This is a genomic window from Microbaculum marinum (assembly GCF_037855135.1).
Classification (GTDB): Bacteria; Pseudomonadota; Alphaproteobacteria; order Rhizobiales; family Tepidamorphaceae; genus Microbaculum; species Microbaculum marinum.
Map to the genome: position 1 here is coordinate 290,031 of NZ_JAZHOF010000001.1, position 24,461 is coordinate 314,491.

Annotated in this window: 25 protein-coding genes; 18 read left to right on the forward strand and 7 right to left on the reverse strand. The window is 67.6% G+C overall.

What is annotated here, in order from left to right; translation table 11 throughout:
• Nucleotides 1-136: 136 nt before the first annotated feature.
• Complete coding sequence (locus V3328_RS01350; RefSeq protein ID WP_340327842.1) at nt 137-1,396, reverse strand: ABC transporter substrate-binding protein; 1,260 nt, start codon at nt 1,394-1,396, stop codon at nt 137-139.
• A gap of 159 nt (nt 1,397-1,555) precedes the next feature.
• Nucleotides 1,556-2,218 (reverse strand): GntR family transcriptional regulator, encoded by a 663-nt coding sequence (locus V3328_RS01355; protein WP_340327843.1) that lies wholly within the window; start codon nt 2,216-2,218, stop codon nt 1,556-1,558.
• Nucleotides 2,219-2,451: 233 nt separating this feature from the next.
• Between V3328_RS01355 and V3328_RS01360 the strand changes: the two genes are divergently transcribed.
• The 3 genes from V3328_RS01360 to V3328_RS01370 are packed head-to-tail and all read left to right on the forward strand — an operon-like array spanning nt 2,452 to nt 5,491.
• Nucleotides 2,452-3,396, forward strand: a complete 945-nt coding sequence (locus V3328_RS01360; protein WP_340327844.1) for a class II glutamine amidotransferase domain-containing protein — start codon at nt 2,452-2,454, stop codon at nt 3,394-3,396.
• On the forward strand, nt 3,393-4,085 hold the full coding sequence (locus tag V3328_RS01365) for a GltB/FmdC/FwdC-like GXGXG domain-containing protein (protein ID WP_340327845.1): 693 nt from the start codon (nt 3,393-3,395) through the stop codon (nt 4,083-4,085). The genes V3328_RS01360 and V3328_RS01365 overlap by 4 nt, the downstream gene beginning before the upstream one ends.
• On the forward strand, nt 4,070-5,491 hold the full coding sequence (locus V3328_RS01370; protein ID WP_340327846.1) for an FMN-binding glutamate synthase family protein: 1,422 nt from the start codon (nt 4,070-4,072) through the stop codon (nt 5,489-5,491). The genes V3328_RS01365 and V3328_RS01370 overlap by 16 nt, the downstream gene beginning before the upstream one ends.
• A gap of 308 nt (nt 5,492-5,799) precedes the next feature.
• On the opposite strand, the gene V3328_RS01375 is transcribed toward V3328_RS01370, so the two are convergent.
• Nucleotides 5,800-6,942, reverse strand: a complete 1,143-nt coding sequence (locus V3328_RS01375; RefSeq protein WP_340327847.1) for an FAD-dependent oxidoreductase — start codon at nt 6,940-6,942, stop codon at nt 5,800-5,802.
• Between the two features lie 107 nt (nt 6,943-7,049).
• On the opposite strand from V3328_RS01375, the gene V3328_RS01380 reads away from it, so the two are divergent.
• The 15 genes from V3328_RS01380 (at nt 7,050) to V3328_RS01450 (ending at nt 21,019) form a co-directional block, all read left to right on the forward strand.
• A complete protein-coding gene (locus tag V3328_RS01380) occupies nt 7,050-8,345 on the forward strand; it encodes a glutamine synthetase family protein (protein ID WP_340327848.1) in 1,296 nt (431 codons plus the stop codon).
• 1 nt (nt 8,346) lies between these two features.
• Entirely contained in the window at nt 8,347-8,670 is a 324-nt protein-coding gene (locus V3328_RS01385) for a EutN/CcmL family microcompartment protein (protein ID WP_340327849.1), read from the forward strand.
• A gap of 1 nt (nt 8,671) precedes the next feature.
• The gene (locus tag V3328_RS01390; protein WP_340327850.1) at nt 8,672-8,983 is read left to right on the forward strand and encodes a BMC domain-containing protein; all 312 of its coding nucleotides are present in this window, start codon (nt 8,672-8,674) and stop codon (nt 8,981-8,983) included.
• 38 nt (nt 8,984-9,021) lie between these two features.
• Nucleotides 9,022-10,218 (forward strand): hypothetical protein, encoded by a 1,197-nt coding sequence (locus V3328_RS01395; RefSeq protein ID WP_340327851.1) that lies wholly within the window; start codon nt 9,022-9,024, stop codon nt 10,216-10,218.
• On the forward strand, nt 10,218-11,597 hold the full coding sequence (locus V3328_RS01400; protein WP_340327852.1) for an aldehyde dehydrogenase family protein: 1,380 nt from the start codon (nt 10,218-10,220) through the stop codon (nt 11,595-11,597). The genes V3328_RS01395 and V3328_RS01400 overlap by 1 nt, the downstream gene beginning before the upstream one ends.
• Before the next feature lie 18 nt (nt 11,598-11,615).
• The gene (locus tag V3328_RS01405) at nt 11,616-12,257 is read left to right on the forward strand and encodes a BMC domain-containing protein (RefSeq protein WP_340327853.1); all 642 of its coding nucleotides are present in this window, start codon (nt 11,616-11,618) and stop codon (nt 12,255-12,257) included.
• Nucleotides 12,257-13,486, forward strand: coding sequence for a malate dehydrogenase (locus V3328_RS01410; RefSeq protein ID WP_340327854.1), 1,230 nt, complete (start codon nt 12,257-12,259; stop codon nt 13,484-13,486). Before V3328_RS01405 ends, V3328_RS01410 begins: the two co-directional genes overlap by 1 nt.
• 5 nt (nt 13,487-13,491) lie before the next feature.
• Nucleotides 13,492-13,905 (forward strand): Rid family hydrolase, encoded by a 414-nt coding sequence (locus tag V3328_RS01415; RefSeq protein ID WP_340327855.1) that lies wholly within the window; start codon nt 13,492-13,494, stop codon nt 13,903-13,905.
• A 127-nt stretch (nt 13,906-14,032) separates the two neighbouring features.
• Nucleotides 14,033-15,340, forward strand: coding sequence for an ABC transporter substrate-binding protein (locus V3328_RS01420; protein ID WP_340327856.1), 1,308 nt, complete (start codon nt 14,033-14,035; stop codon nt 15,338-15,340).
• A 95-nt stretch (nt 15,341-15,435) separates the two neighbouring features.
• Entirely contained in the window at nt 15,436-16,287 is an 852-nt protein-coding gene (locus tag V3328_RS01425; RefSeq protein WP_340327857.1) for a branched-chain amino acid ABC transporter permease, read from the forward strand.
• 2 nt (nt 16,288-16,289) lie between these two features.
• Nucleotides 16,290-17,267, forward strand: a complete 978-nt coding sequence (locus V3328_RS01430; protein ID WP_340327858.1) for a branched-chain amino acid ABC transporter permease — start codon at nt 16,290-16,292, stop codon at nt 17,265-17,267.
• Nucleotides 17,251-17,979: an ABC transporter ATP-binding protein gene (locus tag V3328_RS01435; RefSeq protein WP_340327859.1), complete on the forward strand. Its 729-nt coding sequence runs from the start codon at nt 17,251-17,253 to the stop codon at nt 17,977-17,979. The genes V3328_RS01430 and V3328_RS01435 overlap by 17 nt, the downstream gene beginning before the upstream one ends.
• 181 nt (nt 17,980-18,160) lie before the next feature.
• Nucleotides 18,161-18,865 carry an ABC transporter ATP-binding protein gene (locus tag V3328_RS01440; protein ID WP_340327860.1) on the forward strand — a complete coding sequence of 235 codons (705 nt, stop codon included), beginning with the start codon at nt 18,161-18,163 and terminating at the stop codon, nt 18,863-18,865.
• A 5-nt stretch (nt 18,866-18,870) separates the two neighbouring features.
• Nucleotides 18,871-19,509 carry a helix-turn-helix transcriptional regulator gene (locus V3328_RS01445; RefSeq protein ID WP_340327861.1) on the forward strand — a complete coding sequence of 213 codons (639 nt, stop codon included), beginning with the start codon at nt 18,871-18,873 and terminating at the stop codon, nt 19,507-19,509.
• Nucleotides 19,510-19,591: 82 nt separating this feature from the next.
• Nucleotides 19,592-21,019 (forward strand): amidase, encoded by a 1,428-nt coding sequence (locus V3328_RS01450; protein WP_340327862.1) that lies wholly within the window; start codon nt 19,592-19,594, stop codon nt 21,017-21,019.
• A gap of 13 nt (nt 21,020-21,032) precedes the next feature.
• Here V3328_RS01450 and V3328_RS01455 read toward each other — a convergent pair whose 3' ends face one another.
• The 4 genes from V3328_RS01455 to V3328_RS01470 are packed head-to-tail and all read right to left on the reverse strand — an operon-like array spanning nt 21,033 to nt 24,388.
• Nucleotides 21,033-21,746 (reverse strand): ABC transporter ATP-binding protein, encoded by a 714-nt coding sequence (locus V3328_RS01455; protein ID WP_340327863.1) that lies wholly within the window; start codon nt 21,744-21,746, stop codon nt 21,033-21,035.
• A complete protein-coding gene (locus tag V3328_RS01460; protein ID WP_378758879.1) occupies nt 21,739-22,509 on the reverse strand; it encodes an ABC transporter ATP-binding protein in 771 nt (256 codons plus the stop codon). Before V3328_RS01460 ends, V3328_RS01455 begins: the two co-directional genes overlap by 8 nt.
• Nucleotides 22,506-23,525 (reverse strand): branched-chain amino acid ABC transporter permease, encoded by a 1,020-nt coding sequence (locus V3328_RS01465; protein WP_340327865.1) that lies wholly within the window; start codon nt 23,523-23,525, stop codon nt 22,506-22,508. Before V3328_RS01465 ends, V3328_RS01460 begins: the two co-directional genes overlap by 4 nt.
• Complete coding sequence (locus V3328_RS01470) at nt 23,522-24,388, reverse strand: branched-chain amino acid ABC transporter permease (RefSeq protein WP_340327866.1); 867 nt, start codon at nt 24,386-24,388, stop codon at nt 23,522-23,524. The genes V3328_RS01465 and V3328_RS01470 overlap by 4 nt, the downstream gene beginning before the upstream one ends.
• Nucleotides 24,389-24,461 lie beyond the last annotated feature (73 nt).

Here is a 24,461-nt window from a genome sequence, read left to right on the forward strand (position 1 = left end):
CGACCGCCTCCGCGTGCCGCAGCCTGCGTCCCGCGTTGCCGGACCCCGGATCCCAGAGGCGCCAGGTTAACGGCCATTGGGGCTCCAACCTTTCGTTCGAAGGAGGGTGACGGCGCTGCCGCTGGCGTCTACGGACCTACATCCAGGGCGCCGGCTTGAACGGAACTTCGGCGTAAGGTTCCGGCGCGATGATCCGGTGTTCGTCGTCCTGCACCTGGAAGAACAGGTGGGCCTGGCCGGCTTCCGGGTCGTCGGTCATGTTGGGATAGCTGATCCCCGACTGGGTCTCGGCATCGAACTTGTAGAAGCCGTTGACGCCCCTGAACTCCATCGCGCGGATCGCGTCGCCGACGGCGTCGTAGTCCTTGGGGTCGCCGGCCTTCTCCCAGGCGTCCTTGAGCATGTAGACCGCGTCGTAGCCGCCGCCCGTGTAGACCATGCCCATCGTGCCGGGGTAGAGCGCCTTGTACTTCTCGCGGAACTCGGTGCCCTTCTCGTCGGCGTAGACGCCGTAGACGGTTCCCCAGATCATGCCTTCGGCGGCGCCGCCGGCGAGATCCAGGAATTCGGGTTGCGAGGGGCCGTACTGCAGGTAGACCAGCGAGCCCTCGACCGGATCGGAGGCGAACTGCTGGGCGAAGGCGGCGAGCTCGGCGGCGACCCAGTGGTCGATCATCAGGGCCGCGCAGTCGCTTTCATGCAACGCGCGAATGACCGGCGCCCAGTCCTGGACCGGAAACTGGATGTCGGTGATCGGACCCTGCTCCCACATCTCGGATTCGGCGATCGACTCCTGCGTCGCCTTGGAGATCTGCTGGGTGTATGCGATCTGCTCCTGGACGATGTGGACGCAGTTGTTCTTCGGCTCCCACTGGCCGCTCTCGACGAGGTCGGTGAGGAAGTTGATGAAGCCTGAGCCGTACCAGACCTCCGGCACGTCGAGCTGGAAGATGTTGCGGTACTTCTCGGGGTCGGCCTTCATCAGTTCGTTGTGCGAGGACTGCGTGTTGCCGTGCAGGTAGGGCACGCCGGAAGAGGCGGCGGCGTCCATCGCCGGCTGCGGGATCAGCACGAAGGCCGATGCGATGGCATCGACGCCCGCATCTGTGAGCGCCTGGATGCCGGCGACGGTGCCTTCCGGCGACAGGATGTCGGTGTCGACGACCTTGGTGGCGAGCTGCCTGCCGAGGACGCCGCCATTGGCGTTGATCTCGTCGATGGCCATCATGACGCCGTTCGTCCAGTCCTGGTGGTCGGCGACGCCGACGGGTCCGGACTGCGCGGCGGGCACGCCGATGACGATCTCGTCGGCAACCGTCGCCGATCCCGAGCCCACGCACAACGCGGTTGCGGCGACCGCCCCCATCAATGCCCTGCGGCTGAACTGCAGCTTCATGTCACGACCCTCCGGAATGGTGCGGACCGGTCGCACGGGCGGCGCCGATCATTGAATTCTGTATTCAGAAGACCAGAGAACGCAGGGTCATGAAAATGATGCAAATGCATCAGGCGGCGTGCCGTGGCCACGGCACGCCGCCTGCCGTGGAGGTTCCGATCAGGAGGTGAGCGCCAGGGCCTCGAGCTGGAGGTCGAGCCCGTCCTCGATGTGGCGGATCATCGCCGCCTGGGCCTTGTCTGGGTCCCCGCCTTCCATGGCGTCACACAGGGCCATGTGCTCGCCGAGCGATTTCGACAGGTCGACCTTCTCGATCGCCGCGAAAAGGTGGAACGACACGCCGCGGTTCCAGATGTTGTCGTACATCTCCAGCAGATAGCGGTTGCCTGTCTGTTCGACGATCGACCGGTGGATCGCCCGGTTGGCGTTGAAGTAGTCCGTGGCCGAGGTCGACTGGATCGCCTCCTCGCGCTCGATCACCCGCCGGATGGCGGCAATGCGTGCGGGATCCTCCAGTTCGGCGACGATCCGCGCGGACATGCCTTCGATCGCGGTGCGCGACTGATAGAGCTCGCGGACCTCCGCGGTACTGGTGGTGCGGATGGTGAAGCCGCCGCGGCCGGCGGTTTCAAGCACGCCTTCCTGCTCGAGGCGCAGCAGCGCCTCGCGCACGGGGGTGCGGCTGATCACGAATTCCCTGGCCAGCTTCTCCTGGACGATGCGCTCCTCCGGGCCGATGGCGCCCTTGTGGATGGCATCGAGAATCTGCCGGTAGACCTCGTCGGCCAGTCTCGACCGCTGGGTTTGTATCTGCCTGAACATTCCGGTAGTGGCTCTCCTTGAGGGGCTCTCCTCCGAATCTTCGCTCTGCCCCGCCATGCCGGCCCGCACACAGGCTACGGCACACGGGGATCGCCTATCGGCACAGGGGGCCCGTTCTCTGTATACTGTATTCGCTCGACCGTCGATCCGACCATTTATCTGGTGAAGACTCCGCTTGCGGTCAATCTGGATACTGAATACAGTATCCATGTCGGCGGAGGAGGAAGACCCCCATGTGCGGCATAGCAGGCAGGATTTTGACGGCGCCCGGCCGGGTCGGTGCCGACCTGGTCGATCTGATGGACGCGCAGGAACACCGCGGCGCGGACAGCACCGGCTTCGCGATCTACGGCATTCCGCGCGACGAGGGCTTCGTACTGCGCGGCATGGGGTTCGACAAGGCGCGGCTGTCTCCCGACATGGAGGACTTCCGGCTGATCCTGCGCGAGCACGGATCCGACCTGCTCGAGGAGCCGACCTTCGTCACCTCGGACGCCAGGCACTACAGCTTTCGCGCGGTGATCTCCGAGCCCAACGACCTGGCCCGCTGGATCAGGGACGCCGACGCGATCACCGACCGGCTCGAGGTGCAGTCCTGCGGCCGCTCGCTCGAGATCATCAAGGATACCGGCAGTTCGGCCGAAGTCGCCGACAAGCACGGCGTGCGCGACATGATCGGCACGCACGGGCTCGGCCATGCCCGGCTCGCCACCGAAAGCTCGGTGCTGCCGAACGCGAGCCACCCGTTCTGGGCGCGGCCGTTTCCCGACACCGCGATCGTCCACAACGGACAGATCACCAACTATTACACCTGGCGCGACCGGTTGCACCGGCTCGGCTACCGCTTCCTGACCCAGAACGACAGCGAGCTGATCGCCGTCTGGGTCTCGCACGAGATGAGCGAGGGGCTGACGCTGGAGCAGGCGCTGAAGAAGTCCATCAAGGACATCGACGGCGTCTTCACCTACATGATCGCGCGCGAGGACGGCATCGGCTTCGCCAAGGACCGCTACGCCATGAAGCCGCTGGTGGTGGTCTGGCAGGACGGCGCGTTCGCCGCCGCCACCGAGGAGCAGGCGGTGCGGCGCATCTATCCGGGCGAAAGCGAGGTCATCAACTACGACGGCCCCAGCATCACCGAGATCTGGGGCGTCGGCAACCGGAGCATGGCGGCGTGAGCGAGATCGTCATCGACGTCGGCAAGCGTCCGATCCGCGAGATCAACGAGGAAATCCAGGCGGCCTGCAAGACGGGCAGCCCGATCCGCGTCGTCAACACGCTGTCGCGGCACAATCTCGGCATCGGGCTGCCGCCGGGCGTGCGCATCCATTTCGAGGGCAGCGTCGGCTACTACTGCGGCGGCCTGAACACCGGCGCGACGGTGTCGATCGAACGCAATTGCGGCTGGGCGGTCGCCGAGGGGATGTCGGCCGGCCACGTGACGGTCGGCGGCTATGCCGGCATGTCCTGCGGCGCGGCGATGACGGGCGGACTGATCCACGTCAAGGGCGACAGCGGCCCGCGCTGCGGCGTCGCCATGAAGGCCGGCAACATCGTCGTCGAGGGCAAGATCGGCTACCAGTCGGGCTTCATGGCCCATCAGGGCAAGATCATCGCGCTCGGCGGGGCCGGCCACTCCTGCGCGGATGCGCTGTGGGCGGGCGAGGTCTGGGTCGCCGGCGAGATCGACAGCCTCGGCGTCGACGTCAACGTCGTCGAGCCGACGGCCGAGGAGGTCGCCGAGGTCGACGCGATCCTGGAGCCGCTCGGCCTGGTCGATTCCTCGCGAAACTGGCGCAAGATGATATCGGGTCAGCGCCTCTGGTACTTCCAAAGCCGGGATGCAGGCGCATGGCTGATGATCTGAACGACACGTACCAGTATCCCTTCGAGATGGCCGACGAGGCCGACATCAAGTTCCGGGACGGGGCCATTCCCGGCCGCCCCGCCGGCGTGCCGTCGTCCTACGAGGAGGGCGGCTCGACGCGCTGGACGCCGGACGCGATCGCCGAGGTGCACGCGCTCGCCCAGCTCGGCCGCTACCAGGTCCGCGGCTACAATACGTTCAACAAGCGTATGCCGACCTTCGACGACCTGACCTTCGTGCCGGCGACGATGACGCGGCTGCCGCTGGAAGGCTACCGCGAGGGCTGCGACACCACGACGGTGCTGGGCGCCGGCCGCGGCCTCGTTGAGAAGCCGCTGGAACTGAAGATCCCGATCTACATCGCCTCGATGTCGTTCGGCGCCCTGTCGGCGCCGGCCAAGGCGGCGCTCGGCTACGGCGCCTCGAAGGCCGGCACGATGACCTGCACCGGCGAGGGCGGCATGCTGGAGGAGGAGCGCGAGGCCTCGCAGACGCTGCTCTACCAGATGTCGCCGGCGCGCTACCGCATCGACCTCGACCACCTGCGCCGCGCCGACGCCCTCGAGCTGGTGGTCGGACAGGGCGCCAAGCCCGGCACCGGCGGCCTCCTGCTCGGCATGAAGGTCAGCGAGCGCATCTCGCGGATGCGCACCCTGCCGGTCGGCGTCGACCAGCGCTCGACCATCCGCCACCCCGACTTCCTCGGCGCCGACGACCTGGCGGTGAAGCTCGAGGAACTGAGGATCGCGACCAACTACCAGGTGCCGATCTTCGTCAAGATGGGCGCCACGCGGCCGCGCTACGACGTCGCCATCGCCGCCAAGGCGGGCGCCGACGTGGTGGTCGTCGACGGCGCCGAGGGTGGCACCGGCGCCTCGCCGGAGCTGCTGCTCAACCACACCGGCATCCCGACGATGAGCGCGATCCGGGCGGCGCGCGAATCGCTCGACGAGTGCGGCATGACCGGCAAGGTCAGCCTGGTCGCCGCCGGCGGCATCCGCTCCGGCGTCGACGCCGCCAAGTGCCTGGCGCTCGGCGCCGACGCGGTGATGATCGGCAATGGCGCGATGATCGCGCTCGGCTGCAACTCGCCGCGCTATCTCGATGACTATCGCAAGCTCGGCACCGCGCCCGGCGCCTGCCACCACTGCCACACCGGCCTGTGCCCGGTCGGCATCGCCACGCAGGATCCCGAACTCGAAAAGCGGATGCACGTCGCCGCCGGCGCCGAGCGGATCGCCCGCTACCTCGCCGCGATGACCATGGAGATCACCGCGCTCGCCAAGGCCTGCGGCAAGTCGTCGGTGCACAACCTCGAGGTGGAGGACCTGCGCGCCATGTCGTTCGAGGCCTCGGCCTTCACCGGCGTCAAGATGGCGGGTATCGACCGGCCGTTCGAGTGGTGAGCCGCTAGCGGAACGTCTCGCCTGGACCCGCAGCCCGTCCGGCTGCCTTCCTTGCAGGGCCTAGCCCGGCAATCCACCCGGCGCGCAGGGAGCGGAGACGTGGATGCCCGGAACAAGTCCGGGCATGACGACTGTGGGTATGGGCTCTCACGCGTCGAGATCCGATTGGTCCAGACATTCCTATCCGTCGTCATCCCGGAAACTGCGCAGCAGTTGTCCGGGATCGCTCCGAGCCGCAGCGCTGCGGCCCTTGGAGATCCCGGCTCGCGCTCCGCTTGGCCGGGATGACGTGGGTAGTTTGGTGTTCTTTACCGCCCCGACGGGCTTTCCGCCGGCGACAACTTGCGGCGGCCGGCGATCCTGAAGCGGTCGGCGGTGCCGTATTCCTTCAGGCCGACGCCGGCGACGAAATCGCCGAAGACGGGGCCGTGCTTGTAGAGGTGGCCGGAGCAGCCGCCGGCGAACAGCACGTTGGAGTGCTCGGGATGCCAGTCGACGATGAAGTGCGTGTCGGGCGTCAGGATGATCTGGTTGAACTTGGAATCGACGACGCGTTCGCCGACCAGGCCCGGCAGCCGCTTCTGGATGTAGCGGCGGGTGCGCGACAGGGTCTCGCGGCGGATCAGCCGCTCGTCGTTGTCGAGGTCGATCTTGTCGGGAATGACGACCGCCGCCTTGACGCCGCAGCCCTCCGAGGAGGGCAGGCCGAAGGAGCCCTCGCCGTGGTCGATCCAGCACGGCATGTTGGCCATGTCGAAGGCGGTGCTGCCGTCCGGGGTCGAGGTGTAAAGGACGTTGACGCCGACCACCGTGCTGATCGGCTTGATGGTGCGCGGGAACATCTCGCCCATCCATGGGCCCGAGGCCACGACGATCAGGTCCGCCTCCAGCGGCTTGCCGTCGAGGTGGAGCCGTTCGTGGGCATCGGTGGTGACGTGCCCGCGCGCAACCGTGCCGCCGGCCCGCTGGAACAGCTCGAGCCCCGCACGCACGCCGCGATGAGCCATGATCATCCCGGCTTCGGGCTCGTAGAGGGAATAGGCGATGGAACTGGTGTCGAACTGGGGAAACCGCAGCGCCGTCTCCTCCGCCGAAAAGCGGTAGTAGGGCACGCCGAGCTTGTCGAAGGTCTCCGCTGTCGCGTCCTCCCAGTGGCAGTGGCCGCGGGTCGCCAGGATCAGCGCGCCGCACTCGTAGTAGAGGGTCTGGCCGATCTCCGCCTGCAGCTCCATCCAGCGCAGGCGCGCTTCCCGCACCCAGCGCGTATAGAACTCGTCGCGGCCGTGGATTGCGCGGATGATGCGGTTATAGTCGGTGGACGAGGCGCGGGAATGGCCGGGTTCCCAGCGGTCGATGAGGGTGACGCGCTCGCCGCGGCGGGCCAGTTCGAGCGCCGTCATCACCCCGGCAACGCCCGCACCGACGACGATTGCTTCGCTTTTGCCCGGCACGGAACATTCCCCTTGCATCGGTATGATCTTTGAATACAGTATTCAATGAGGGGCGTCCGAACAAGGGCGATATCGCCAGGGACAGTTTCCAGTACAGGGGGAATCCGTTGAGTTCGAAGGATTTCAGCCTTCCGGAAGGCACGCATACGGTTGCCTTGGGCATGGGGGATGCCAACGGGATCATGCGCGGCAAGCGCATTCCCGCGAGCCACTGGCCGACGATCTGCGAAAGCGGCAACGCCCTGTCGATGGCGCTGCTGGCGATCGACATGACCTGCGACGTCTGGGACACGCCCTACGTCAACTTCGACAACGGCTACCCTGACATGCACATGTTTCCGGAGTCCAAGCCGGTATCGGTACCCTGGGAGGACGGCGTCGCCTTCTGCTTCGCCCGTGCCGAAGGCATGGACCACAAGCCGGTGCCGATCGACCCGCGCGGGGCGCTCATCAGCCAGGTCGAGCGCGCCGAGGCGATGGGCTACGACGTCGTCGTCGGGGCCGAGCTGGAATTCTACCTGCTGGACCCGGAGACGCTGCGGCCGCGCGACAAGGGCATCCAGGTCTACAGCATGGCGCGCGCCGCCGAGCTCGAGCACGTGCTGGGGCCGATCCGCCGCCAGATCAACGACATGGGCATCCCGATCGAGCAGTCGAATCCGGAATACGCCGCCGGCCAGGCCGAGGTGAACCTGCGCTACGGCAGCGCGCTGGAAGCGGCCGACCGGGTCGTCATGTTCCGCAACCTCGTCCGGGAACTGGCGATGCATCACGGCTACCTGGCGACGTTCATGGCCAAGCCCTTCATCGACCAGTCGGGCAACGGCTTCCACGCGCACTATTCGCTGCGCAAGGACGGCCGGAACGCCTTCGCCGAACAGGGCAAGCTCAACGCCACGGGCATGTCGTTCCTGGCCGGCCTGCAGAAGCGCATGGCGGAAACCGCGCTGGCGGCGGCGACGACGCCGAATGCCTACCGCCGCCGGCAGCCCTACACGTTCTGCCCGATCAATTCGTCCTGGGGCATGGACAACCGCACCGTCGGCATCCGCGTCATCGAGGGCTCGGACAGCTCCACCCGAGTGGAGAAGCGCGACGGCTCGGCCGACTGCAATCCCTACTACCTGATGGCCTGCGACATCGCCGCCGGCCTGGACGGCATCGAGCAGGGCCTGCAGCCGCCGCCGATGACAGAGGGCAACGGCTACGAGGCGGCCGACTGCGCGCCGATCCCCACCGACCTGGGCACCGCCGTCGAGCTGGCCAGGAACTCCGACTTCATGAACTCGGTGATCGGCGAGGATCGGCTGCTGATCCTCATCCAGCAGGCCGAACGCGAGCTCGAATTCATCGCCAACCAGGTGACCCCCGTCGAGACCGAACGATACCTGGGGAACTTCTGACATGCGGATCGCGCGCGTGACCGGCCATGTGACCGCAACCGTCAAGGACGTGTCCCTGGCGGCCATGCGGCTGCTCGTCACCGACATCGAGGACGGCCTCGGCAACGTGCTCGAACACGCGGTGGTCGCGGTCGACCATCTCGGTGCCGGACCGGGAGACATGGTGCTCGTGGTCACAGGATCCGCGGCCCGTCTGCCGGCCACCGTCGGCGGCATTCCCGTGGACGCCACGATCGTCGCGATCGTGGACGACATCAAGATCGGCGGCGCGTCCGCCCAGTCCCAGCCGGGTCCCTCCCGGACGGGCGCAACAAGGAGGAAGTAGAATGGCTCAGAAACCTGCGCCCGGCCAATCGGCGCTGGGCATGATCGAGACGCGCGGTCTCGTCGCCTCCATCGAGGCAGCCGACGCGATGGTCAAGGCGGCCAGCGTGACGATCGTCGGCCAGACCAAGTCGGGCGGCGGGCTCGTCTCCACCCTGATCCGCGGCGAGGTCGGCGCCGTCAAGGCAGCCACCGACGCCGGCGCGGTTGCCGCCAACAAGGTCGGCGAGGTCGTCGCGGTGCACGTCATTCCGCGTCCCCACGACGAGCTGGAAGCGATCATCGGCAAGCTCGGTGGCGGCGGCGGCGACTGAGCCGGCGCGCGACATCCGCCAAACCGTAAGCGCATGACATGAGCAGCGCCGACTTCGGGAAGTTCGCCGACTCGGTCACCGGCAGACGCAGCGATGGGGCCCTGTCCGCCGACGTGCCCGCCTACCAGCGCGTCACCGTGCTCGGCGGCGGCGCCGACGCGCGGCTGCTGGCGGCGCTCTGCCTGTCGGAAGGCGCCGACGTCACGCTGTTTTCGGCCTATGGCGCGGAGCTCGACCAGATCCGCCAGGCCGGCGGCATCACCATCCGCGGCGAGGGACCGGTCGGCACCTACCAGGTCGACCAGGCCGCCGTCCCGTCGGTGAAGACCACCGCGGAGCTGGACCGCGCGGTCAAGGGCGCCGAGCTGATCTTCCTGACCGGACCCGTCCACAAGCAGCGCACCTACGCCATGGTGCTTGCCGACCACCTCGCCGACGGCCAGACGCTGGTGCTGGCGCCGGGCCGGTCGCTCGGCGCCGTCGAGACGGCCTGGCTGCTGCGGGTCGGCGGCGTGCGCGCCGACGTGACGCTGATCGAGGTGCAGGGGCTGCCCTACTGGACCAATGCGCAGGGTTCGGTGCTGCACCTGACCCGCTGCGGTCCGGCGCCGGCCGCGGCCCTGCCGAGCGGCCGGGCGGGCGCGGTGGCCGGGCTGAAGCGCTTCTTCCCGAACCTCGTCGAGACCGAATCGATCGTGCAGAGCGGCTTCGCCGACGGCAGCGGTCTGGTCGAGGTGCCGGCGTTGCTGATCGGTGGTCCGGCCTGTCCGGACGGCCAGACGGACATTCCCGACGGCGCGAAGCGGCTGGCCGAGCGCGAGACGTTCCGCAGCCTGATCGGGCCGCGGCACGAGCAGGTCATCGCGGCGATGGCCGCCGAACGGCGCGCCGTCGCCTCGCGCTTCGGCGTGCGCGGCCTGCCGGACGACGATGCCTGGCTCGACGTCAATGCCGGCGAGGCCGTCGGGCCCGCTTCCAGGCCGATTCCCGATGAAGGCCATGCAGTCGCGCTGGTGCGCTGTGCGGTTGTCGGATCGCTCGTGCCGCTGGTGTCGGCGGCGCGGCTCGCCGGCATCTCCGTGCCCGTCACGGAGGCGATGGTGACGCTGGCCGGGGCTGCGCTCGGCGGCGATCTCGCCAGTGCCGGACGCCGGCTCGACGCGATCGGGGTGACGGCTGACACCATCGACGACGCGCGCCGGATCATCGACGCGATCGCCAAGGGAGAGCGCTGATGGATGCCGATCTCCGCTCGATCGCAGCCGCCCGCCGCACCGTCGAGGCGGCGTGGAACGCCTACCAGACGTTCCTCGGCGCCGATCCCGCGCTGATCGACCGGATGGTCGAGGCGATGGCGCGGGCTGTCGAGCCCGAGGCCCGGCGGCTCGGCCAGATGGCGGTCGAGGAGACCGGCTACGGCAACACCGAGGACAAGCGGGTCAAGAACCTGTTCAACGCCCTGTCGGTCGCCGACTGGCTGCGCGACGTCACGACATTGGGCGTGCTGTGGCGCGACGACGTCACCAAGGTCGCTGCGATCGGCGAGCCGATGGGCGTGGTCGCAGCCCTGATCCCGGTCACCAATCCCACCTCGACGATCATCTACAAGGTGCTGTCGGCGGTGAAGGCGGGCAACGCCATCGTCTGCGCGCCGCACCCGCGCGGCGTGCGCTGCGGTATGGAGACGGTCCGGATCATGGCGCAGGCGGCCGAGCAGCTCGGCGCGCCGAAGGGCCTGATCCAGTGCCTCGACGAGGTGACGATCCAGGGCACCGCCGAGCTGATGCGGCACCGGCGCACCTCGGTGATCATGGCGACCGGCGGTCCGGGCATGGTGCGGGCCGCCTACTCGTCGGGCAAGCCGACGATCGCGGTCGGCGCCGGCAACGTGCCCTGCTACGTGCACGCATCGAAGGCCGACGAGGTCGGCGAGGTGGCCGAGCAGATCCTGACGTCCAAGTGCTTCGACTACGGCACCGCCTGCGTCTCCGAGCAGGCGGTGATCGCCGACCGCAAGCTGGCCCGCGAGCTGCGCCAGGAGATGAAGATGCGCGGCGCCTATTTCTGCACGCCGGCGGAGGCGAACCGTCTGGCGGCGCGGATCTTCACGGAGTCCAACGCCATCCACCCGGATTTCGTCGGCCAGTCGGCGCAGGCGCTGGCGGACGCGGCGGGCTTCGACGTGCCGCCGCGCACCCGCGTGCTGGTGTCCGAGGAGACCGAGGTCGGCTGGTCGCGGCCATTGTCGGCGGAAAAGCTCAATCCGGTGCTCGCCTTCTACGAGGCCAGGGACACGGCGGAGGGCCTCGCCATCTCCGACAGGATCGTCAGGTTCGGCGGCTGGGGCCACTCCGCGGTGATCCATTGCGGCGATCCGGAGGTAGTGGCCGCGTTCAGCCGCGTGCCCGCGGGGCGCGTTCTGGTCAATACGCCGGCGATCATGGGCGGCATGGGCTTCTCGACCGACCTGGAGCCGAGCTTCATGCTCGGCACCGGCACCTGGTCCGGCTCGATCGTGTCGGACAACGTCACCGCGCTGCACCTCATCAACATCAAGCGCGTCGCCTACGAGAGCCGGCCGTGGCGCGACATCTACGACGTCTACGGCGCGTGAGTCCGGGGGAGAACGAGTTTGGCAAATCCGCAGAAACGGTCCCCGACGATCCGGGCGCTGGTGCAGATCGACAACCTGCAGCCCAAGTTCGCCGCCTATAACGGGGCGACGGTGCAGGGCTCGATCCCGCTGGCCGGCGACACGATCCTGATCGGCGAACTGGCGCCGGGCAACGAGGTGTTCTCGCTGATCGACGTGGCGCTGAAGGCGAGCCGGGTGGAATCGACCTCGCAGATCGTCGAGCGCGAGTTCGGCTTCTTCATCCTGCGCTCGCCCTCGAACGCCGAGGTGACCGCGGCGCGCGAGGCGATCCTCGCCGAGATCGGCCAGTCGATGTCCGACCGCCTGAAGCCGGCGATCGAATCGACGCAGATCATCACCTCCGTCGAGCCCTATCAGGCGCAGCTCCTCAACAAGTGGCGCAAGGGCACGCTGCTGGTGCCGGGCCGGACCCTCGGCATCGTCGAATGCGCGCCGGCCGCCTACATCGCGATCGCCGCCAACGAGGCGGAGAAGGCAGCCGACATAGACATCGTCGAGGTCAGGGCCGTCGGCCGCTTCGGGCGCCTGTTCATCACCGGCAGCGAGGATTCGGTGAAGACCGCCATCGAGGCGGCGGCGGTCGCCGTCAACGGCATCGAAGGCAAGGCGGCAGACTGATGGCGCGCGCGCCCGCTACCGGTGGTTCCGGCCGTCGCGGACGGCGGGTCATCGGCGCGGAGCACGTCAGCGAGGCGCATCAGCGCGGCCGCGTCGTCATCGAGGTGCTGCCCGGCGACATCGTCACCGCTCAGGCGCGCGAGTCGGCCGAACGGCTGAAGATCAGGCTCGTCGACGGGCCGCTGGAGAAGCCGGCGGTGGTGCGTACCGACGGCGCCACCGCGATGCGGCGCACGCTCTACCGGCGCTCGCCGAAATGGGTCGCGCCAAGGCCGCAGCACACCCGCAACGCCCGCCGCGTGAGGCGGCTCGCCCTGGTCGGGGCCGGCGGCGTCGGCGCCAATATCGGGCATCTGGCGGCAAATGCCGACATCGCCGACGAGATCGTCCTGATCGACATTGCGCCGGGCATGGCCGCCTCGGTGGCGCTCGACCTCAACCACGCATCCGGGGTCAGCCGGTCGCGGTCGCGGGCAACGGGCGGGACCGAGCTGTCGCGCGTCGCCGGCGCCGAGGTGATCGTGGTCACCGCCGGCCGGCCGCGCACGCCGGGCATGACCCGGGCGGACCTGCTCGACATCAACCGGCGCATCGTCCGCCAGGCCGGCGAGGCGATCCGCGCCCACGCCCCCGATGCAATCGTCATCGTCGTGACCAATCCCCTCGACGAGATGACGGTGGAGATGCTGCAGGCGACCGGGTTCCCGCGCGAACGGGTGCTCGGCATGGCCGGGACGCTGGACTCCAGCCGGTTCCGCAACGCGCTGGCGCTGGCGGCCGGAGTCCCGGTGTCCGACGTGGAGGCGATCACGCTCGGCAGCCACGGCGACGAGATGGCGCCGATCACCTCGCGCGCCCGCATCCGGGGACGGCACCTCGACCGGTTCCTGTCGCCGGACCAGATCGCCGCCTGCGTCAAGGATGCGGTGACCGGCGGGGGCCAGGTCGTGGCGCTGCGCAAGACCGGCTCGGCCGTGCTGGCGCCGGCGCACGCGTCGATCGAACTGATCGACCACATCCGCGGCGCCCGCGCCGGCGCGGTGCCGGCGTCGGTCATGCTGCGGGGGGAATACGGGATCGAGGGCGTCGTCCTCGGCGTCCCCTGCCACCTGGGCGCATCCGGACTGGTGGAGGTCGAGGAACTCGACCTGTCGGAGGCGGAGCTGGCGGCCCTGCGCGCGGCGGCAGACGCGATCCGCGCGCGGCTCGGCGGCGCGGCGACGGGGTAGGCGGAATGGTGCGGGCGACGGCAGCGGGAGGCGGGCGGTTCGAGCAGATCGGATCCTACTCCCGCGCCCTTCGCGTCGGTCCGTTTGTCTACGTGGCCGGCACCACGGCGATCGAGCCGAGCGGCAAGCTGCATGCGCCGGGCGACACCTACGCCCAGGCGATGTTCATCTTCAAGCGCATCGAGGCGGCGCTGCAGGATGTCGGGGCGGAAATGCGCCACGTCGTGCGCACCCGCGCGTTCCTGACCGACATGGCGGCGGGCGGCGGGGATTTCGTCCGCGCGCACGGCGAGACCTTCGCGGGAATCGCTCCCGTCACCAGCGGCGTGGAGGCCGGGCTGACGACGCCCGGAATGATGATCGAGATCGAGGTGGATGCCGTGATTCACGACCCGGACGGACGCATCGAACTGGGCTGAGGGGGGAGCGTTCCGAGGGGATTTTTATGGGGCGCCGGCAATTGACGTATAGGGCAGTGTATGCACTGAATACAGAATACAATAGGCGTCAATGATAACGAGCTCCGGTAACGGAAGGGGAACCGAAATGGGATGGACAATTCGCACGGTCGCCGCAGCGGCGGCGATCTCCGCGCTGGCGGCGACGGCCGCCCTTGCCGCAGATGACGGGCCGGTCAAGGTCGGCTTCATCGGGTCGCTGGCATCCGACACCGGCAGGAGCACCCTCCGCGGCGCCCAGATCGCCATCGACGAGCTGAACGAAGGCGGCGGCGTGCTCGGCGGCCGGCAGATCGAGCTCGTCACCGCCGACACCGGCGAGGACGTGACCGAAGGGATCAAGGCCTACGAATACCTGGCCGAGACCGAGAACGTGGACTTCATCGTGTCCGGCTCGATCGACGACGTGTCGCTGGGTTGGCTGCCGCGCATGGTCGAGTACAAGATCCCGACCCTCGACACCTGGACGTCCTATATCGGCATCATCGACAAGCTGGTCGAGGACTACGACGCCCACAAGATGTACTTCATGAACATCGCCTCCGACGAGGCTCTGGCGACGCTGTACGTCGACTTCGGCAAGGACGTGCTCAAGGACAAGATGGGTTGGAAGAGCGTCGTGATCCTCCAGGAGGACACCGCGTTTGGCAACGCCATCAACGGACTCGTCAGTGGCCTGCTCGCCCCGGAAGCGGGCATCGAGGTCGTCGACACCATCGTCTACGACACCCAGACGGTCGACTTCTCGCCGATCTTCTCCAAGGCCGTGGATAGCGGCGCCGACTTCATCTACCTGATCTCCTCCGTCAACGGTCAGGTCGTCGCCTCGCAGTACGTGAAGTTCCAGGTTCCGATGCCGATGACGGGCATTTCCGTGGCGGCGCTCGGACAGGAGTACTGGGAGGACACGGGCGGCGCCGGCGGCGGTATCTCCACGCTGAGCCCGATTCCCTCCGTCGGCTTCGCGCTCGATCCGAAGTCGCAGGAATTCGCCGACAAGTACATCGCCCGGTTCGGCGACGAACGGCCGAAGTTCCCTCACTTCAACGGCTTCAATGCCTACTGGGGCACGCTGCAGGCGTTCGCCGCGGCCGAAGAGGCCGGCGGTTTCGAACCGCTGGACGCCTGGGTCGCGGCCATGCAGGATCAGGACATGATCCTGGAGAAGGACGGCGAGCTGTGGCTGCGCTACGGCTTCTGGAAGCCGGACGAAGTCGAGCCGCGGACCGGACGCACCTATCCGCACAACCTGCGCTTCGACATCACGCCGCCCTACGAGGACGGCGCGCCGTCGATGGTGGTCATCCAGTGGTACGAGGACGGCACGGCGAAGGTGGTCTACCCGCCCAAATACGCGACCGGCGAGTTCCAGGTGCCGTCCTGGATCAAGCAGTAGCCGCTTCTACAGCAGGCATCCGAGCGCGGTCCGCGTCCGGATGCCCACCTACCCGACACCCGCCGACAACCCGTAGCCGCCGGATCATGCTCTAGATGAGCCAGGTCGTCATCCAAGGCTTGCTTCTGAGCGGTCTCTACTCGCTGATCGCGATAGGCTTCACGCTGATCTTCAGCGTCGGACGGGTCCTGAACCTCGCCTACGGCGCCTACATCATGCTCGGCGCCTACTGCTACTTCTACATCACCCAGACCGTCGGCATGTCGAAACCGGCGGGATTCGCGCTGGCGATCGCGGTCGGCGCGGCGGCGGGGATCCTGAAGTATCTCTTCATCGTCAAGCCGCTGAAGGGCAACCATGTCGCGGTGGAAATCTCCACGCTGATACTGGCCGTCGTCGTCCAGGCCGGCATCGTCCTGCTCTTCAACGACAGCGCCAAGGTGCTGCACCCGATCGTTCCCGGCGTGATCTGGGTGGGCGGTGCGGCGGTGACCTACAACGTCGTCGCGGCGACGCTGGCAAGCTGGCTGATCCTCGCCGCGCTCTACGTCTTCGTGCGCAGGACGCATACCGGGCGGGCCATGCAGGCCGTCTCGATGGACGTCAAGGGCGCGTCGATCTCGGGGATCGATCCGGATCGGGTCAACCTAATCACGTGGATCATTTCGGGAATGCTGGGCGCGACAGCCGGCGTGTTCTTCGCCAGCTACACCCAGCTCAATCCCTCGATGTGGGTCGCGCCCCTGATCATCGCCGTCGCCGTCGTCATCGTCGGCGGGATCGGCTCGATCGTCGGAACCCTGATCGTGGCGCATATCATTGGGTTCATGGAGGTGATCTCCACCACCTTCATCGCGCCGGAACTGCGCGGCGTGTTCACCATGCTGCTGATCATCGTGGTGCTCGTGATGATGCCGCGCGGCCTGTTCGGCCGGGAGGAGCTGTAGCGATGGCGGCCGACATCCGCCTGCGTCACGTGTTGCTGTGGGGCCTGTTCATCGCCGGCATGTGCCTGCTGCCGTTCGTGACGACGCCCGGCACACTGCGCACGGTCATCTTCGCGAACTACCTGGCGATCTTCGCCATGAGCTGGGACTTCCTGACCGGCCGTACGGGATATGTCAGCTTCGGCCACCCCTTTCTGATCGGCATCGGCGCCTATTCGACCGCCATCCTGTCCTACCGGTTCGGCGTTCCCGTCGCGATCAGCATACCCGCGGCGGTCCTGATCACGATGCTGGCCGGGACGCTGTTCTTCCTGCCGGCGCTCAGGATCCGCGGGTCGTATTTCGCGCTGGTGACGCTCGCCTTCATGGAACTGATGTACCAGCTCGTCCAGGTGATACGGCCCGACATCACCGGCGGCACGCGCGGGATTTCCGGCGTGCAGACGCTGACGAGCGGTGCGTTCAACAACTTCTATCTGTCCTTCGCGCTGATGGTGGTCATCGCGATCGTGCTGTGGACCCTGACCCGAACCCGGCTCGGCACGGCGCTGAGCGCCATCGGCATGAACGAGGAGTCGGTGCGCGGCAGCGGCCTCAACACGACCAAGCTGAAGCTGTTCTCCTTCATGGTGTCGGCCTGCGTCGCCGGCATCGGCGGGGCCTTCTACGTCCACTATCTCGGCTCGATCGCGCCGAGGGCGCTGTTCGACATCAACTTCCTGTTCACCATCATCGTGGCCGCCCTGATCGGCGGGGCCTCGACCATCATCGGGCCGATGGCCGGAGCCTTCTTCCTGACGTTCCTGCTCGAATACCTGCGGCCGGTGCTGCCGGGCTCGGAACGCTACTTCATCTACGGGGCCATCGCGCTGGTGCTCTACATGTACCAACCCAAGGGACTCTACGCGATCGTCGAGGATCTCGCCGGCAGGGTCCGCCGCAAACCAACCCAGGATACCGTCCGTGACCGCGCTGCTTGAAGTCGACCGCGCGGTGAAGCGGTTCGGCGGCATCTCCGCCGTCAACGACCTGTCGTTCAAGGTCGAGGCGGGCGAGTCGCTCGGGCTGATCGGGCCGAACGGCGCCGGCAAGACCACCGTGTTCAGCCTGATCATGGGCGAACACAGGCTGAACTCGGGCGCGATCAGACTGAACGGGACCGACATATCGGCGCTGCCGACCTACGAACGCATCAAGCGCGGCGTCGCCCGCACCTACCAGGTGCCGCGGCCGTTTTCCGAGATCAACGTGGCGGAGAACATCCGTGTCGGCCTGATGCCCGACAGCCTGCGGCTGATGCTGACGGAGGGCCCGGATCCCGACGCCGAACTGGAACTCGCCCGCAGCGTCGGCTTCGGCCCCGCCGACCTCGAGCGCAAGCCGAGCCAGCTGTCGATGGGCGACCTGCGCAAGCTCGAACTCGCCCGCACGCTCGCCACCGCGCCGCAGATCATCCTGCTCGACGAGGTGTTCGCCGGGCTGACGGTCGGCGAGATCGCGCAGATCTCCGACCTGATCGCGCGCAAGCGCGCCGAGGGCATGACCTTCGTCATCGTCAGCCACGACCTGCGCTCGCTGCAGCCGCTGATCGACCGCGCGGTGGTGATGACCTTCGGCCAGGTGATCGCGGAAGGCAGCTTCGAGTCGGTGATGAGCGACGAGAAGGTGCGCGCGGCCTACTTGGGCCACTAGTGGTCCGATACCGACATTTGCATTCCGCTGATGCAGGCCCGAGAGCAAATGTCGGTATCAAAAGGACCACTAGCTACTTTAGGAGTTCAGTGGAGCTTTTGAAAATGACATTTGATGCGGCGTTCGCAGCAGGCGGTGATCAAATGTCAAATTCGCTCCACTAGCAGGAGACCGCAACGCGATGGCACTGCTGGAAATCGAGAACCTGAACGCCTTCTACGGGATGGCGCAGTCGCTGCACGACGTTTCGCTGTCGGTCGAGGAGGGCGAGATCGTCGGCATCATCGGGCCGAACGGCGCCGGCAAGTCGACGCTGTTCGATTCGATCATGGGGATGACCAGGACGACCGGATCGATCCGCCTGAACGGCACCGAACTGACCCGGATGCAGCCGGCGGCGATCGTCCGGCTCGGCATCGGCTACGCCCCCGAGCGGGCCCATCTGTTCCCCTACATGAGCGTGCGCGACAACCTGCTGGTCGGCGCCTACACGTCTCGGGACAGGATCGAGGCGAACCTCAAGCTGGTGCACGAACTGTTCCCGGTGCTGCTGGAACGCCGCAACCAGGAGACCAGCACCCAGAGCGGCGGCGAGCGGCAGATGGCCTCGCTCGGACGGGCGCTGATGACGAGCCCGATGCTGCTGCTGGTCGACGAGCCAACCATCGGGCTCGCCCCGAAGGTCTGCCTCGACATCGCCGCGGCGCTGAGGAAGCTGAACCGGGAAACCGGGCTGACGATCGTCATCACCGAGCAGAACGTCAACTTCGCGATGACGCTCGCCAACTACCTGCACGTCCTGGAGACCGGGGAGATCCGCACCCGCGGCACGGTCGAGGAACTGCGCTCCGACGAGGAACTGAACCGGGCCTATTTCGGGCAGTAGCGCCAATGAGGATACCATCGAGCCGGCACTGGGCGGCGAAGATCGAGATCGGCGCCAGCTTCGGCGCCCACGTGGACGTCGATTGCCTTCCCGTCGGCGTCGGGTTGCTCGACAACGAGTTCCGGTTCCGGCGGTTCAATCGCGCCTATGCCGACTACCTCACCGCGAACACCCGCTACAGCGCCGGTGAAGCCATCGGCCTCAGCTATTTCGGCTGCATCGACGGAGCCCGCGCCAAGGCCGAGCCGCTGATGCGCCATGTCCTGGCCAGCGGCACGCCGTACGAGCTCAGGCGCGAGGAACTGGCGATCCGCGTCGGCGATCGCACCGTCGTCACCTATTGGGACGGCCAGATTTCCCCGGTGATCGAAAGGTCCGGGCACGTCTCTGGCATCCTGCTGGTGTGTACGGAGATAACGGAGCTGCGCTCCGAGCAGCCCCGGCAGGACTGCCGCGCGCCGCTCACCTTCAAGGAGGAGCAGGTCGCCGCGCTGATATGCGAGGGGCTCACCTCGAAGGAGATCGCCGACCGGCTGTGCCTGACCAAGGCTGCGATCGACGCGCGCCGGAACGTCATCCGCAAGAAGCTCGGCATCAGCGGCTCGCAGGCAAATCTCTACGGCTGCCTCAAGCAGCTCAATTGAGCTTTTTCATATAAATCTCGTATGGGCGCCCGTCCGGGACTCCCGCAGGCTGCGTCGCGAGAACGCCAGCGGGAGGAGCAAGATGCGGGTCGACGAATACGCCGAACAGGACGCGGTCGGCCTGGCCGACCTCATCCGCCGCGGGGAAGTCACCGCCGAAGAGGTGGCCGGCTGCGCCGCCGAGGCCGCCGAGCGGGTCAATCCCCAGATCAACGCGATCATCGACCGGTTCGACGCGCCGATACACGGTGCCGCGGACGGACCGCTTGCCGGCGTGCCCTTCCTCGTCAAGGACCTGGTCCTGCACGTCGAGGGCGTTCCCACCAAGATGGGCAGCCGCCTGCTCGGCGGAGGACAGTTCGTGCCGCCGGCCAGTTCGGAGCTGTTCCTGCGATTCCGGAAGGCCGGACTGGCGACGATGGGGGTCACCAATACGCCGGAGTTCGGCTTCTCGCCGACCACCGAACCGGTGCTGCACGGTCCGACGCGCAACCCCTACGACCGCGAGCGCAGCTCGGGCGGGTCGAGCGGCGGTTCCAGCGCGGCGGTCGCGGCGGGCATCGTGCCGGTGGCGCATGCCAACGACGGCGGCGGCTCGATCCGCATTCCCGCCGCCTCCTGCGGCCTCGTCGGCCTGAAGCCGACGCGCGGACGCACCCCGCTCGGCCCGGACTATGCCTTTCCCCTGATGGGCATGGGCATCGAGTTCGCCGTGTCGCGCACCGTCCGCGACGCCGCGACGCTGCTCGACAGCACCGAGGGGCCGGAGGTGGGAGCGATGTTCGACATCGCGCGTCCGGCCGAGACATATACCAGGCTGATCAACCAGCCGACCCGCAAGCTGAGGATCGCGGTCGCGCACGGGCTGCCCGGCTCCGGCAGTCCGGAACCGCAGATCGTCGAGGCGGTCGACAGGACGGCGCGGCTCCTGGAATCGCAGGGGCACTCGGTCGAGCAGGCGATGCCGGACTACGACGCCGAGGTGTTCCACAGTGCCAACTTCGTCGCCTGGGTTTCCTTCCTGGCGAGCGGCGTGTTCGGCCTCGGCCAGATCCTCGGCATCGAACCCGGTCCCGACACCGTCGAGGCCGCGACGCTTGCCTGCGCCCGCGACGGCGCCGCCCTGAGCGCGCTCGACGTCGAAGTCGCGATGATGCAGATGAACGCGATCAACCGGGCGCTCGGCGCGTTCATGACCGGCTACGACGTCCTGCTGATGCCCGTCCTGAAGACCGCGCCGCTGAAGCTCGGGACCTTGAACCAGAACGAGGCCGGGATCACCGGCCGTCAGTGGTACGACAACCTGTTCGAGGCCTTTCCCTATACCGCGCTGTTCAACATGACCGGCCAGCCGGCGCTGACCGTGCCGGCCGGCGAGCATGACGGGTTGCCGGTGCCGATACAGCTTGTCGGACCGTATGGCGACGAGGGAACGCTCCTGCAGGTCGCCCGCGATCTCGAGGAGGCGCAGCCGTGGCGGGACATGCGGCCAGCGATCTTCGCGGCGTGACCGGTTACGGAGACTATTCGGCCAGCTTCAGTCCGATGTAGCGGTCGAGCACCTCGTGGTCGTCCAGCAGGGCCTTCGAGGGGCCGCTGTGGGCGATCGCTCCGCGTTCGATGACGATGGCGCTGTCGGTCAGCGACAGGGCGATCTCGGCGTGCTGCTCGACGAGGACGAGGGCGATGCGTTCGCCCGCGCTCATCTGCACGATGGCTGCGGACAGCTCCTCGGCGACGATCGGCGCAAGGCCTTCCAGCGGTTCGTCGAGCAGCAGCAGGTCGGGATTGGTCATCAGCGTGCGGGCGATGGTGAGCATCTGCTGCTCGCCGCCGGACAGCTGGTTGCCCATGTTGGCGCGGCGTTCCTCCAGCCGCGGGAAGAGGGCGTAGACGGTCTGCAGCGTCCAGTGACCGGGGCGGGCGGCGACCGTGAGGTTCTCCTCCACCGACAGGGTGGCGAAGATGTCGCGCTCCTGCGGCACCCAGCCGATCCCGGCGCGGGCGCGGCGGAAGGAGGACATGCGCGTGATGTCCTTGCCCTGCCAGCGGATGGTGCCGCGCCGCAGGTCGGTGAAGCCCATGATGGTCAGCAGCAGCGTAGACTTGCCGACGCCGTTGCGGCCCAGCACGGCGAGACTGCCGTGCGGCGGGATGTCCAGCGAGACGCCGTCGAGCACCACCGCGTCGCCGTAGCCGGCGCGAATGTCGTCGAGGGCCAGCAGCGGCTCAGCCATGGGGTGCGGCTCCGTGATGGGAACTGCCGAGATAGACTTCGCGCACCCTCGGATCGGAGGAGATTTCGTCCGGGGGCCCCTCGACCAGCACGGCGCCGCCGACCAGCACGATGATGCGGCTGGCGAAGCGGAACACGATGTTCATGTCGTGCTCGATGAACAGCACGCTGATGTCGTCGGGCAGGTTGGCGATCACCTCGAACAGCCCGGCCGACTCGCTGCTCGGCACCCCGGCCGCCGGCTCGTCGAGCAGCAGCACCTTCGGCCGTGTCGCCAGGGCGAGCGCGATTTCGAGCAGCCTCTGCTGGCCGTAGGCGAGCGCATGGGTCGGGCGCAGGCAGTCCTCGGCCAGCCGCAGCGAGGACAGGATCTGGTGGGCTTCGTCGACCGCCTCGCCGTATGTCGGCAGCTGCTTCCACCAGTTGCCGGCCTCTCCCCGGCGTTCGCACACGGCGAGCGTGACGGATTCGAGCGCGGTCAGGTGCGGGAACAGCGTGTTGATCTGGAACGTGCGGACGAGACCGCGCTTGACGCGCGCGTCGGGCGACAGCGCGGTGATGTCGCCCCCCTCCAGCAGGATCCGGCCGGAATCGGGGCGCAGCAGGCCCGTCATCATGTTGATCAGCGTCGTCTTGCCGGCGCCGTTCGGGCCGATCAGCGCATGCCGGGCGCCGCGCGGCAGGCTGATGTCGATCGACTGGGCCACGGCCAGCGAGCCGAACTGCTTGTTCAGGCCGCGCGTGGCCAGCGCCGGCTCGCTCACAGCGACCTCCATCGGGCCGGGACGAGCCGCCGCAGGCCGCCGAGGATGCCGGAAGGCAGGAACAGCACGACCGCCATCAGCAACAGGCCGATCCAGAAATACCAGTACTGCGGATTCATGCCGGACAGCTGGTCGCGGGCGATCAGGAAGATCAGCGCCCCGAGGATCGCGCCGTAGAGCTGGCCGGTGCCGCCGAGGATCAGCATGATGGCGACGTCGGCCGACCTCTGGAAGCCGAGCACCTCGAGCGAGGCGAAGTCGGTTGTCTGCGTCAGAAGCGCGCCGGCGACGCCGGCCATGGCCGCGGAGATGACATAGATCTTCCGCAGCCGACGCCGGCTCGGCGCTCCGACCGCGGGCATCCGCACGGCATTTTCCCGGATCCCCCTGAGCGACAGGCCGAAGGGCGAATGGACGAGCCGCCGCGAGATGACGAACATGATGAACAGCACGGCCAGCGAGTAGGCGTAGGCGGTGTAGCCGTAGAAGTCGAACTTGAAATAGCCGAAGATCGGCCAGGTATCGACGTCCTGCAGACCGTCGGCGCCGCCGGTCAGCCAGGCGGCGGAGTTGGCGATCTCGACGGCGATGAAGCCGAGCCCCAGCGTGATCATGAGAAGCGCCAGGTGCTGCACGCGCACGATGACGAAGCTCGTCACGTAGCCGACGACGGCCGCCGCTGCGCCGCCGATCAGGAGCCCGGTGATCGGCTCGCCCCAGCCGTACCTGGCCGAAAGTATGCCGGTGGTGTAGGCGCCGACGCCGAAGAACACCGCATGGCCGAGCGAGATGATACCCGCATAGCCGAGAATCAGGTCCAGCGAGACGGCGAACAGCGCGGTGATCGCGATCTGGCTCGCCAGCGACAGGTAGGTCGGAAACAGCCAGAACGGCAGCAGGGCGGCGAGCCAGAACAGGATCTCGAACATGCCCCAGCGGGTCTGCCGGCGCAGGAAGAGGTGCGGATCGGGGAGCGGCGACGTCCCGGCCGGCGCGTCGTGGCGGGACGCGCTCATGCCCGTTTCCCGAACAGCCCGAGGGGAATGAAGAACAGGATGCCGATCATCAGGACGTAGATCAGGAAGGCGCCGAATTCGGGGACGTAGTACTTGCCGGCCACGTCGCCGATGCCGAGCAGCGTCGCCGCCACGAACGACCCGCGGATCGATCCCAGTCCGCCCACCGCCACCACGATCAGCATGTAGACGAGGTAGTGGAAGGCGAACGAGGGATCGAGCCCGACGATCTCGATCGACATCGCGCCGCCCAGTCCTGCAAGCCCGCTGCCCAGCGCGAAGGTGATGGCGAAGACGCTCTCCACGTTGATACCGAGCCCGTGCGCCATCCGCTGGTTGTCGACGGCGGCCCGCACCATCGCGCCGAACCGGGTGTAGTCGAGCCCGACGATCAGCAGCGCGGTGACGGCAAGCGCCACGGCGATCAGGAACATCCGGTAGATGCCGAAGCTGACGCCGAGCGCCTCGACGGAGCCGCGCAGGTAGTCGGGAATGCGGACCGGCTGGAACTCGGTGGTGAAGAGGTAGGCGGCGATCGCCGAGAAGACGAACACCAGGCCGATGGTGAAAAGCACCTGCTGCAGCGGATCGGACGCGTAGAGCCGCCGGAACAGGGTGCGCTCCAGCACGATGCTCAGCGCGCCGGCGGCGAGGAAGGCGACCGGAAGCGTCGCCAGGAACGGCCATCCGAAGTTGTTCATCAGCGTGACGGTCACGTAGCCGCCCAGCATGGCGAAACTTCCGTGGGCGAGGTTGATGAAGTTCATCAGCCCCAGCGTGACCGACAGGCCGACCGACAACAGGAACAGCAGCATGCCGAAGGCAAAGCCGTCGAATAGAACGCCCAGGATCTGTGCGCCCATGCCCTGCTGCCCGACCTCTTGCCCTGGAGAGACTTGCAGCGACCGGACCCGCTATCCGGTCGCCGCGATTTCA